Here is an 11,933-nt window from a genome sequence, read left to right as displayed (position 1 = left end):
TTCCCCTAGAAATCGAAGTCCGACGTGAACGAGCGCTTGAGCAAGTACTGAGCCCGCTGGTAGACGCGCCACTGGGTGGTGTTGGGTATCTGCTCTTCGAGGCGGAACTCGACGGAGCGGTTGTTGAACTCGTTCGCGTCCTGGCTGAGCAGCATCCGTGCGCTCTGGTAGCGGTCGCGCTTGTCGTCGGACGGCTGGTCGAAGATCAGCTCGGACTGGTTCGAGATCAACGTCTCACCGACGTAAATGCCTGCCCGAAGCGTGCGCGGCTGCACCTTTTCGCTGACGGGCTCGGACTGGAAGAGTTTCACGACAAGTTGACCCGTGGTGATCTTGTCGGTCTCCGGCAAGACCTCCACGTTGACCAGACGAGTATCGCTCTTACGCTTCTTGTTGACCGTCAGCACCGGCACGACGACCTCCTGGAGTGAGGCGCCGCCGTGGACGAACCGTGAGCCTGCGCCGGGCAGCTTGAGCCGGTGGATTGACTTGGGAATCTGCACTTCCAGATCGCTGCTGAGCCCGAGCTGTTCAGGCTGGAACTTTCGGAATGCGGGATCGTCCTTGAGGCCTCGCCCCAGTACGTATCGGCGGTTCGTCACCACGAGGTCGTCGCCCTGGGGCTTGGTGGAAAGGTAGAACGCATCGGCGAGCGCGGTGTCTTGGTAGAGGAAGCCGTGGTCGGCGGTCACGAGGATGTTCGTCGCGTTCGCGTTGGTCAGACGTTTGATGAGGTCGACCAGATCGCGCAGAGCGTCATTGGCGGCCTCGAACACCTGGCGTTCGGTGCGGGCTTTGTCACCCACTGCGTCGATCCGGTCGTGGTACACGTACAGCACCTGATGCGCGCCATATAGCTCCCGCAGCTCGGCGCGCGGCATGGAGAGGACTTCCTCTGCCTGGATCGCGAACCCATCTACCAGAGCAAGCACCTTATTGCGGTTCCCTGTTCCGTCGGAACGCTGGCCGTCGACGAGCACCGGGTCCCCACCGTGGGAGTGGCCCAGCTTCTTGTGCGGCAGGAGGGCGGCCATGCCGAGTTGGGTGTAGCTCGGGAGGACGCCGAGCACCGCTTCGAGCGTTGCGTCGAACCGGTCTTCTTGGCGGATGCGTGAGCGAAGCTCGTCGGCGACCTCGTAGCGCAGAGCGTCAGAGATGATGACGACGGCCTTCCGGTTGCCCTTCCGGATGATCGGCTCGACGTGATCGGCGAAGAACCTCGTCTGCGGACGCAGCGTCACCGACCGCCAGTTATCCACCGCGTCGACCTGCTGCTGCCAGGTGGTGCCGAGTTCGTAGAGGAACCGGTTCGCGTAGTGCTTCTCCACCTCGACCCGGAGAACTTCGAGCGGGCCGGCGTACTCGGTCGTGCGGGCGGCGAAGTGGAACTGCCGGTAGAGCTGGTCGATGCGGAACCAACTATTGCGGTACCGGTCAAGACCCTCGTCGAACGAGGTAATCTCGAACTTCTCGGTCGCGAGTTCACTCAGCACGTCGGAGGCCGCGCCGAGCGCCGCATACAGTTCCCGATAACTATCAACCCAGATGCTGCTTTGGCGAGCACGGATGGTCTCGAACACCTCGCGCGCACTCATCGTCCGCTCGACGATGGCGCGAGCGAGGGTGCTGATGACCTTGCGCTCTACGTCCTCGAAAAGATCGTTCCCGACGAGTTCAGAGAGTTCGGCGTCTTCGATGCTGCTGGCGTAATCCAGGCTCTCCGAGGCCCGCCGTGCCAGCATGGCAAGGGCGTCAGCGCTGCGGCGGTCGTTGCGCAGGCTCGCGAAGTCGAGCTGGATGTTGCGCAGGGCGGCAGGGGTGTCCGACGCGAACCCGTTGATCGCCTGGCGGAATATCCACAGCACGAAGTCATCGACGCTGGGTTCGCTCGCCTCGTAGCCGTAAATCTTGGCGACGCCGGCCCAATGGAAACTGTCGAGTCCCTGCTCGGCCAGGGCCTCGTACTTGTCGCGGTCGTCGCGCGCGTTCTCGGTCAGCAGGGCGCGCGTGAGTTCCAGCATGCTGTGTTCGCGCTGACCAAGCAGCACCGCGCACATCTTGGCGCGCAGCCGGTCCGCGTCATCTTCGGCCGTGAGCAGTGCCCTGAGGCTCTGAACCCGCTTCGCGGCACGGAAGAACTTCTCATGGTCCCGGATCACCGCGTCGATCCCGCTGCCGGTGAGGCCGAGCCCCTGACGCACCAGCGTCGTCCGGTCGGCGGTGAATACCCCATACGCCAGTTCAAGATCGAGAAGCCAGTTCCCGATACCGGGCGGCACGGGGGCTCCGCGGTAGATGAGAAAATTGCCGGTCGGCTCATCATGGAGCACGCGGTTCTTCACCGCGTACTCGTTGTTCTCCACCCGCAACGTGGTGACACCGGCGATGTCCAGGGCGTCGAGCTCGGAGGCGTACTCGCCGTCGGCGTCATGCCAGAAGACGAGCCGCTGCGACTCGAACCGCTGCTCCAGGTGCGGGAGGACCGCGCTAAGTGAACTCACTCGTCGCCCTCCAGCTTTCGCTCGATCGCTCGCAGAGTCTCAAGGTCGGCGGCATCAGCTTTGAGCGCTTCCTGGCGCTTGCGCTTACCATCGAACTCTGCGTAGCCGGCCCCAGCGAGGGACTGTCGTGCCAGTGAGACGACACTCTGCCTGCCACCTGGCGTCCGCTCGGTCTCACTCATCGGCAGACTCCAACCCTGTGATCTTCTTGAGGGCCGGGTAGAGCTTCGGATAGTTGGCCCTCACCCCGTCATCGAGGTCGATCGCGATCTGCTGCGATGCCAACGGGTAGAGCACATCGTGCTCGTACTCGCCCAGCTCCAGTAGCACCTTACGGAGCCGATCAGACTCTTTTAGCGCCGCAGCCTTCTCGCGAGGCGTGCCGCGCCCGGCGGCGAGACGCTCCTGGTGCTGAAGGTTCGCCTCCAGCTTCGACTCGAACTCACGGAGGTACTCGTTCAGAACCGTCGAGACCGTGGAGGGCGTGTAGCGGTGCATGTAGATCAGCGCGTTGAACGACCCTTTCGGACTGGAGAACAGCCAGTAGATCGGACGCTTCTTGTACCGCTGCACGTGGTCGTCGTAGAACTTCGACCGACCGGCGCGAGTGATGAAGTACTCCCGCAGAGACTTAACGCCAAGCGACTCCTCAACGAACCGAAGGTTCTCCTCGAAGTGCTGCTCCCCGAAGGCCGCGCGCAAGAACTGGCGGAACCGCGCCACGATGTCATCCTCGAACCAGTCACCATCGACGATCGGAAGGACATTGTCCGCATCTGGGACGAACGTCGGTGTCGGCACCTTCGCGAGGTAGTCCTGCACCGTCGCACCTTGGTCGGCGAGGATCAAGCCCGGCTCGTCGAGACTGTAGCGCCCGAACATGCATCCGACCGCGTACGACACCAGGTCCGCAACTGCCTCGGCCGATGTAAGGGACTGGTATTCTCCCGAACTCTTTCCAGGGCCGTGCTCCAGTTCAGCGTTGGCAAACAAGATCGCGCGGGCGGCCTCGCCGCCACGCTCCTCTACGGGGACGCCCGCAGCCGACCACATCAACCTGTCGACGGACCTCTCAACTTCGGCCAGACGTTCCGTAGCTTCTACGTTTCCACGGTAGTAACTCTCGGCAGCCTGGCGCACGCGGCCGTCACCAAGTGCGACTAGCGGTGAAACGAGGAACCCAATCGAGCACTCGTGCGAATTCCAATCTTCTTCAGCGATGGCAATTGCCTCAACCGCGAGCCGGTCAAGGTGGCTCTCCTCATCTTTGCCGAAGTCAGGGACCGGTATCTGCTTCACCTCACGGACCTGCAGATTGAGTGTGGGGTTGAGTGCGTCCAGAACTAGTCGGGTCATGTCGCTGTTAACGACAGCCAACGTCTGGGCGAGAGAAAGGCGATGAGAGAAGAATCCTGGCCCGCCCATATCGAACGCGGCACCTTCTGGCAGCACCCTGAAAGTGTTGGTCCCAGAGGTCAACATTGAGTAGGTAACGCCGAGCGGCGCGTCCGGGTTACGCTTCATGTGGCTGGAACTGGAGTTCTCGCTGTAGTAGCGAAGCGCCGAGGCCGACCAATCCACCACGTCATACATCAGGCCAAACCAGCGTCGAGCCCCTCCACCCTTGGCGTAGGGCACCCAGCGGCTCCTTGGACCGAGGTCATGGGCCGAAACCTCCCACCAGCGCCGCACGTAGGTCCCGTTGTCTCCCGTCTTGTGTGGTGAGGTTGGAAACGACACGACGTCGTGCATCTGGCGAGACTCGACCATCGCTGCAAGGACCTGCTCAGGTAGCCAATAAGCCAGCGGGGCGCCATTCACTCCAACAAACGCGCTCGGCGTCCTGTCGTAGACATCGGAGAATTCTGCTCCGCTGGCAACTTCTCGAAGTACCTTCGCCTTCGCCGCCTCGGACTTGGGGCCGACCGCGCGGACAAAGCGCGCCTGCCTCTCTGGGTTCTCCGGTGACCTTTCGATAACGAACGCGGTCGTTCCTACAACCTCCCCAGCAATGCTGTCGAACGCCCGCGGACCGAGATGCGCCATCACGAGCAAACGAGCATTGGAGAGGATCGACTGCCGGAGCGATTCGAAGGAGCGGATGAACATCCAGGACTCCATTGTGACCATCGCTGTCAGACCATTGTGGACAGTAAGGCCCAGGCCGCGCTCGATGAACATAGCGTAGAGGTCCATCCGGGTGTCCGGAAACGATTGGGCTGCGAACTCACTGAGCGTCGGCGAGGAGTTCCGTGACCCCATGTAGGGCGGATTCGCGACCACCACGCTGTACCGTGATGCCAAGAACTCCGCCTGGCGAATAACGCTAGCTGCCCAGTCGAGGGCGTCGGCGCGGAGGATGTCTCCCTCGTCGTTGAGCGTCGCGAGGTGTTCGGCGAGCCGGACGGTCAGATCGCGATCGGGCTTGATGAGTGACCCGAGCGAGTCGGCCTCGGTGAACTGGTTCCAGAACTGTCCCTCTGCGGACCGATCGCCATCCGGGGTGACGAGGTAGTCCAACTCGTCAGGGCTGAACGAGATCGGGTCGATGACGCAGATGTTGGGCTCGACCCGCTTGCCGAAGAACGTGCGCTGTCTAGCGCGAGACTTCATAGTGAGTGCGAAGGCTGCCAGTGCCCCTGCGCGCGGGTCGATCTCAGTGCCGTAGAGGTTGTGAGTGAGGATCGACTCAGGAATCTCAGATGGGGCGTAGCCCTCTTCCTCGTAGATCGCGTAGAGCAGGTCGAAGGCGTAGGTAAGCATGTGGCCGGAGCCGCAGGCCGGGTCGATGACCTTCAACTCCTCGGGGCTGCAGATCTTGAGGAAGTCGGTCTCTTCGTCGACTGGTGCGATGTAGTAGTCCATCTGGTCGGCGAGCCGGGAGGAGGGGTGGTTGAGCATCCAGAGGCGGCCGAGGGAGTTCTCGACGAGGTAGCGGACGATCCAGTGCGGGGTAAACAGCTGGGTCGCGGCGGGAATCTCGGTAGCGCCAGCCTTCTTCCCTTTCTTGAACTCTGCGAAGACTTCACTTTTCCGCTCAGAGATGTAGAACTGGTACAGCCAGCCGATCACCTCGACATCCCGGGAGACCTCCTGAGTGAGCACCGCAGCGGCCCGGGTGAGGATGGAGTCCGCGGCGAGGAGGTTCGCGGGGATGAGGAGTTCGGTGTAATCGCCTTCACGCTCGAACATGAACGGCATGGAGCGGTTCCAATAGCGGCAGTACTCCGCGAGCAGAAGTGTGTACGCCTCGCTTTGGGCGTCTGCGCTGGGACGGGTGCCGTCCAGGAGTCCGATGATCGTGTCAAGGGTGCGCTTGTTGCTAACAACGGCGGGGTCGATGTTGCCGCGCTTGGCGTCGGCGAGTACCTCTGGTTGTCCGGTCTGCTGGCCATGAGCGGGTGAGACAACGCCGACGCCGGTGTAGCCGTTGGCGTCCATGAAACGCAGCGCGATGATGCGGTTGAACCAGGTGTAGGCGACCTTGTCGGCGACCGCGTCCTTGCCCTTAGCTCCGCCGCCGGCAGCTGCGATGTCGCGTTCGAGCATGGTGACGGCACGCGGTTTCTCGACCCGCTCCGATGAGGCTGGGGCGAGCACGGCGGTCAGTCGGGCGCTGACCTGGGTGATGAGTTCGCGCCTGGCCCAGGTGGCGAAGCTCTTCAGCGGTGCGGTTTCCATACGTGTTGTCTCCTACAGCGCGATGCGCTTGTCGTCGTTGAGGGCCTGGACCAGTGCCCCACGCAGCGCGTCGAGGTAGCGATCGACGTCCTCCTCGGTCTCCAGAACGCCGTGGATACCGGTGGCGCTGATGCTCTTGACCGAGACGGTCTGCTTGGTGGGTTGGGCAGGGGTTGGCTCGTCGTTGTCGTCCGCGCTGCTGGTGCGGGGCGACGCGGCGAGTTGGTCGAGGATTGCCGGGTATGTGCGTTCCTCGAAGGTGTTCGCGATCTCGCGGACGATGGCGATCTGGCTCTCGCTGCGAATTCGGTCGAGGATCGCGCTGACCTTCTGGCTCACGCTGTGCTGGGCGTCGTCGGTGGCGTCCAGATAGATCGTGCTGGTCTGGAGGGGCGCCCAACGGGAGTCGATCTCCAACAGTGCTTCATCGCGGTTGGCGACAAGCGCATCGTCGATACGGGACTGGAGCTCGACCGCGGCAGCCTTGAGCTTGGTCATGCGATTGCCACGGAAGGCCTGCGGGTCGGCGAGGAGTTGCGCCACGTCTTGGCTGCTGCCGGAGGGGAGGTAGTTGAGATTGCTGGCGTTGCCGGCAACCAGCTCGGTTGCCTCGTCGAAAATCTTCCGCTGGGCGCCGCCGAGGAATGCCTGGATGGGGTCGATATTGTCGGTTTTCGCGTCGAGCAGATCGGCGGCGATGGCGAATTCGGTCAGGTACCAGTCGTCCGGCCTACCAGCGACGGACTCCAGCAGCGAGATCGGAGCGTCGAGCTGAGAAACGAAGGGGTACTTCGAGCCGCTGACTCGTGCCTTGAGCTCGTCGAGCTTGGCGCGGAGGCGTTCGCTGGCGTGCCGGGCCAGTTCGAGGGGGTCCTTCGGCGCGGTGGGCTCGTCGAAGAAGTCCGTGCAGAACGCGCGCAGTGCCGCGACCTTGCGCTGATCGAAGGTCCTCTGCGGAGCGATGACGGCGTGGGAGTGCTTCTGCGTGTTGCGCAGCGCGGCAGCGACCTCGCTGCGCTTCAGGATGTTGGAGTCGACAGTGAGGATGATCTTCGAGGTGCCGACGAGCCAGGCTGTGACGCATTCGATGGAGGCGAGGTCCCAGCCGTAGGGCTTGGCCTGGAAGTGATCGACGATCTTCTTGACCGTGACCTGCTCACCGAGCCGGTCACGCTGCAGCAGGTACGACAGCAGCTCGTCGGCCGGTGCGGCGAGCGCGTGGATCGAGGAGTCGTCAATCATCGCGGACTGATCAGGGTTCGCGAATCCGGCGACCTGCTGCTCGGAGTAGGTGCGTCCGCCAAGGAGGCTCAGCTGCGTGTAAGTCCGCGCGATGAGGTCTTGGAACCCGTCAGTGATCCGGGTGATTGCGTCCTGCGACCCCGCCGGCAGGTCTGCGGCGTTGATGACGAGATCGGCGCGTCCGACGGCGCGGCGGATGCGCTCGACCAGCTCCTTCTCCCGCTCCGCGTTCTGGGTCGCCTTGGCTCGCAGAATCTGCTCCTCGGTCGGGGACAGTGAGCTGGTCTGCTTGCGCTTGGTGTACTTCTCGGTCTTGATCAGCAGCCGCAGGTCGGCCAGCACCCGGTCATCGGGGGCGAGTATCACGCGCAGCTCGTCTTTGCCCGCCGAGTGCATCCGAATCTCCTCCGGACCGTAGGGGTACTCGGGGGTGATGAAGTGCAGCGAGAGTTCGCGCTGCTGGCCAAAGGCCTGGTCGTCGAGCTTGTACCCAAACGCGAAGTCCTGCCCGTTCTTGGCGTAGCGGAGCTTCGATGTCTTGACGACATCGCCGAAGAGAATCTTGTTGAGCCGGGTCGAAACCTCGGAGGAGTCGATCTCGACGTTCTTGATCTCTTCCTCGATCACCTGCTCTTCGTTGGTCAGGTACTCGTACACGTTGCCGTTGCGCTGCACATAGGTCTGCGTCTCCAGCAGCGTCAGCGCCTCCTGAACCTGCTTGGACAGCGCCGGCAGGTCCAGCCCGAACCGGTTGTAGACCAACACAGTCAGGTTGCGCGGGGTGGCCTGGAAGCTCTCAACATATTTCACCAGAAACAGCGCTTTGAGCAGCCGCACCGCGAGCTTGGTGACCGGTGAGCCGCTGTCGGGGAGGTCGCGCTCGGCCCGGTCGATGGAGCGCTGTGCTGCGGACTTCAGCGAGGCGCGGATGCCAGCGAACATGCTGTCGAATGTGGCCAGCGTGCCGATCTCGACGTCACCGATGTCCTTGGCGACCTGCTGGACGACACCCAGCATGGAGCGTTCACCGACAGAGCTGTTGCGGCCCTCGAACACGTTGTGGTCGGAGATGCCCCCGATCGCGGCCTGGAACAGAGGGAACTGGTAACTCACGAACGGGTAGGTGCCAACGAAGTGGGCCTCGTCGGTGAAATTGCGGTAGGTCTTGGCGCCATCGACGAAGTCGAAGAGTGTCTTGAAGTTCGCTGACTCCTGCGCGTAGACGGCTTCGAGTACCTGGCCGCCCTTGTTGTTCTTCTCCAGCAGTCGCTTGCGGATGACCTCTTCCACGTCGGCGGAGGTGAGCTTGACGCGGGTCTTGAACCGGGCCTGAATCTTCGAGAAGTCGTTGCCTTGCTGCTTGGTGCGGTCTCCGACAACCCTGTCCATGTCCTCCTGTGAAGTCACGAACACCCAGGCCCGCCCGCCGCACTTCGTGTTCAGCGACTCGGCGATCGTCTGAAGGTTCAGCATCAGATGCGTGTTGGAGCCGATGAACTGCCCGACCTCATCGACGAAGAAGTTCAGTCGGTAGCCTGCTGGCTGCTTGTCCAGCCACGCGCGGACCTCATCGGCGAAGTCCTCGATCGACACCGAGTAGGTGTCCTGATAGGTCTTCAGGATGTCGGGAGCGGTCGATGCGTCCAGGCCGGTGATCTGGGCGTATGCCTCGTTGACCTGGCGGCGAACCGTTGGGAGCCCGAAGCTCGGCCGGCGCTCCCCCCATTCGCGACCGGACACCGCACGGAAGGCGTCCTTGAACGCGTCCAACTGGCCCTCGTCGTCGAGCTGCCGTTCGAACCGGGCGATGTGGCCTTGGTCGCCGTAGAAGCCGCGGGACTCGTCGAAGACCTTCACGAATACACGCAGCAGGGCGTCGGTTTGATCCTTGCTGATCAGGGTCGCCTTCTGGTCGATGTTGAACAGCAGGCTCTTCGCCGGGATGCGGTCGGCCTTGTCGAGCAGCGGTGGCAAGAAGGCGTCCGTCGCCTTGGCGCAGAAACTCGCCGAGACGCGGCCGCGCGGGAAGTCGCCGCCCTCCACGTCACCCAAGAGGTGCGCGAGCATCTTCAACAGGTGCGACTTACCGGAGCCGAAGAAGCCCGAAATCCACACACCGTTCGCGTTGGTGTAGTTCGTGTACGCCTCAAGCAGCTGCTCCAGCCCCTTGGCTGCCTCGTTGGTCAGGACGTACTCGTCGACCTCGGTGCCCAGGTGCGCAACGTCATCGGCCTTGATGACGCCCTCGATGGGCCGCTGGACGTCCTTGGCGAAAATCTCAGTGAGTTGCATGAGGGTCACGGTTCCTGTTCCAGAATGTTCTTGGCGCGGTAGTACTGGTCGTCCTTCAACCTGCCGAACAGCACCAGTGACGAGCCGAGGGTGTCGGACTGCTCATAGCGGCCGGGGAAGAACATGAGCATCGGTCGGCCCACCACGACGCTCTGCAAGTTGTTGAGCACATTGTGGGAACGGATGTAGGGGAAGACTTCGCCGATCCCGGTCAGGAACACGATGTCGAATCCGCCGTCAGCGAGCTTCGCTCTAATGGCAGGAGCGAGGCGCTGCTGCGGGTTGAGCATGGACTGCAGCATCTCGGTGAACTCGGCCTTGTCCAGCTCGGACTCGACTTCAAGTACTTCGTCCCAATCGCCGCGCTCCTTGAGAACCTCCACCGACAGGTCGTAGAGGTTGATCTCTCGAACCTCGATGCCTCTGCTCGCCAGCCGGTTCTTGACCCGTTTCTTCGCCTTCGCCACTTCGAGGGCGTGCTCGGGCTCGTAGGGGTAGATGAAGAACGGGACCTCGTTCGAGAGACCCTCCATCTTCAAGAAGCGATCGCCGCTAAGCACCGCGAACAGGTGCTCCTCCTCATGAGTGAGTTCATTCAATGTCACAGCGTGCCCTCCTTGCTGTCGCGAGTCGGGAGGAACCGCACATCGCTGGGTACCTGCGCGTCCAGCGCGTCTCGGACCCGCTCGGACAGGGGCGCGTGGACGATCTCACCGCCGGTGAGCAGGCCAGCCTCGGTCAGCATCCGGAACACGGTTGAGCGGAGCTTCTGCAACGTCGAGTCCTTCACCTCAGCGAGCTCCGGATGCCACAGCGCCTTCCCTCGAACGAAGCTGTCGAAGTCGTCGTAGCCAAGCGTGGGCGTGAGCAGCAGGAACCGTTCCCGCACCACTTCCTCGGCGAAGTCGCCGATGAGCGCGTAGCGTCGACATGCCGCGACCCACATCAGGTGCCCGCGTTCACTGGGGCTGGCGTCTTGCAGCAGGTCCAGCTGGGCGTCCGTGAGCACCGCCAAGCGCTGTACGACCTCTCGTGCCAGCCGAAACCCCGATGATGCCGTTCGAGCCTGGAGCAGGTTCTCTGCACGGAGGCGATCGCGGACCGCGTTCCAGTCACGAACCTCAAGGAACAGCGGCGCAGCGATGACCGCCTCCCGAGTCAGGAGGGCACCGCTGGTGAAGGACAGCGCGTATCGGTCGTGCTTCTGGGACGTGTTGCTCATCTGGTGCCTCCTTTCGGTCTTGGGCAGTAGAACAGCGTACGAGGCAGCAGTGACAAACCGTTGGCCACGGCTCCGACGCTGTGCCTCGAAGGGATCACCTGGGTGACGCCGAGGCACCGATTCAAGCCACACGATCCTCGACGATGTTGTCCTCCCACACACCGCCCTCGCTCGAACTGTCGCGGTCGCAGCCCGCCGGCCTGCGGGGCGAGGATGCTGGCCAGGCGGTTGTTGAGGGTGGCGGTGTTGGTGACGTTGTGCGACTCGTCGATGACGACGGCGTCCCAGTGGTGGCGGCGCAGGTCGTGGACGAAGCGCTCCTGCTTCAGCGTGTCGATGGAGATGATGACGCGGCGGAAGTAGGAGAACGGGTTGCGGTTGGCGGGCAGCTTCTGCTTGACGCGGGCCACGCCCTGGGAGTCGAGGCGCACGAACGGGATGGCGAAGCGGCTCCACATCTCATGCTGCATCTGCTCCAGCACGTGTCGCGGGGTGACGACAAGGATCCGCTCCCCTCGGCCGCGGCGGATGAGCTCCGAGAGGATCATGCCGATCTCGAGCGTCTTGCCGAGGCCGACGGCGTCGGCGAGAAGGATGCGGGGCCGCAGTGTCGCGGGGTCAAGAGCCTTCGCGACGGCTTTGTGCTGGTAGCCGAGCTGACGAGCGAGCATGCGGGGCGAGACGGTGAGGGAGTCGTCGCTCAGGGGGACGGCGGTCTTGCGGAGCGTGGACTCCACCCAGAGGCGGGAACGGCGGTACTTGGGTGAGTCGTCTGCGCGGACTTGAGTGTCGCGGGGGTCGTTGAGCTTGATCCGGTCCAGCGAGGGGTAGAAGACGGCGTCCTGGCCGCGGACCAGATCGGACAGGCCCTGGGCGTTGAGGACGGGCCCGTCGGACGACTCGTCCACTGACGTGATCAGCCAGTCCTCGTCGCGCACCACGACGACGTTGCCGGGTGCGAAGGTGTTCGTGCTACTCATCGTGGGATGGAGCCT

The 11,933-nt window shown here is 63.1% G+C and carries 7 protein-coding genes; all 7 read right to left on the bottom strand.

Annotated elements, in window-relative coordinates:
* Positions 1-5 precede the first annotated feature (5 nt).
* Genes pglZ through H5398_RS07125 form a run of 7 tightly spaced genes read right to left on the bottom strand, consistent with a single transcriptional unit; the run spans position 6 to position 11,918 of the window.
* Complete coding sequence (pglZ, locus tag H5398_RS07155; RefSeq protein WP_182799525.1) at positions 6-2,501, bottom strand: BREX-1 system phosphatase PglZ type A; 2,496 nt, start codon at positions 2,499-2,501, stop codon at positions 6-8.
* On the bottom strand, positions 2,498-2,683 hold the full coding sequence (locus H5398_RS07150; RefSeq protein ID WP_182799524.1) for a hypothetical protein: 186 nt from the start codon (positions 2,681-2,683) through the stop codon (positions 2,498-2,500). Before H5398_RS07150 ends, pglZ begins: the two co-directional genes overlap by 4 nt.
* A complete protein-coding gene (pglX, locus tag H5398_RS07145; RefSeq protein ID WP_182799523.1) occupies positions 2,676-6,182 on the bottom strand; it encodes a BREX-1 system adenine-specific DNA-methyltransferase PglX in 3,507 nt (1,168 codons plus the stop codon). Before pglX ends, H5398_RS07150 begins: the two co-directional genes overlap by 8 nt.
* 12 nt (positions 6,183-6,194) lie before the next feature.
* On the bottom strand, positions 6,195-9,716 hold the full coding sequence (brxC, locus tag H5398_RS07140; RefSeq protein WP_182799522.1) for a BREX system P-loop protein BrxC: 3,522 nt from the start codon (positions 9,714-9,716) through the stop codon (positions 6,195-6,197).
* 5 nt (positions 9,717-9,721) lie between these two features.
* On the bottom strand, positions 9,722-10,321 hold the full coding sequence (locus H5398_RS07135; protein ID WP_182799521.1) for a DUF1788 domain-containing protein: 600 nt from the start codon (positions 10,319-10,321) through the stop codon (positions 9,722-9,724).
* The gene (locus tag H5398_RS07130) at positions 10,318-10,938 is read right to left on the bottom strand and encodes a DUF1819 family protein (RefSeq protein ID WP_182799520.1); all 621 of its coding nucleotides are present in this window, start codon (positions 10,936-10,938) and stop codon (positions 10,318-10,320) included. Before H5398_RS07130 ends, H5398_RS07135 begins: the two co-directional genes overlap by 4 nt.
* The gene (locus H5398_RS07125; protein WP_182799519.1) at positions 10,935-11,918 is read right to left on the bottom strand and encodes an SNF2-related protein; all 984 of its coding nucleotides are present in this window, start codon (positions 11,916-11,918) and stop codon (positions 10,935-10,937) included. Before H5398_RS07125 ends, H5398_RS07130 begins: the two co-directional genes overlap by 4 nt.
* Between the last annotated feature and the right edge of the window lie 15 nt (positions 11,919-11,933).

Origin of the sequence: Tessaracoccus sp. MC1679, from assembly GCF_014164775.1 — a bacterium.
GTDB lineage: Bacteria > Actinomycetota > Actinomycetes > Propionibacteriales > Propionibacteriaceae > Arachnia.
The sequence above is the reverse complement of the archived record's forward strand: the minus strand, read 5'-3'. Positions and strand labels throughout refer to the sequence as shown.

Excerpts from the sequence above, each read along its gene's own strand:
- H5398_RS07150 (WP_182799524.1), bottom strand. The coding sequence starts at position 2,683 with ATGAGTGAGACCGAGCGGACGCCAGGTGGCAGGCAGAGTGTCGTCTCA.
- pglX (WP_182799523.1), bottom strand. The coding sequence starts at position 6,182 with ATGGAAACCGCACCGCTGAAGAGCTTCGCCACCTGGGCCAGGCGCGAA.
- brxC (WP_182799522.1), bottom strand. The coding sequence starts at position 9,716 with ATGCAACTCACTGAGATTTTCGCCAAGGACGTCCAGCGGCCCATCGAG.
- H5398_RS07130 (WP_182799520.1), bottom strand. The coding sequence starts at position 10,938 with ATGAGCAACACGTCCCAGAAGCACGACCGATACGCGCTGTCCTTCACC.
- H5398_RS07125 (WP_182799519.1), bottom strand. The coding sequence starts at position 11,918 with ATGAGTAGCACGAACACCTTCGCACCCGGCAACGTCGTCGTGGTGCGC.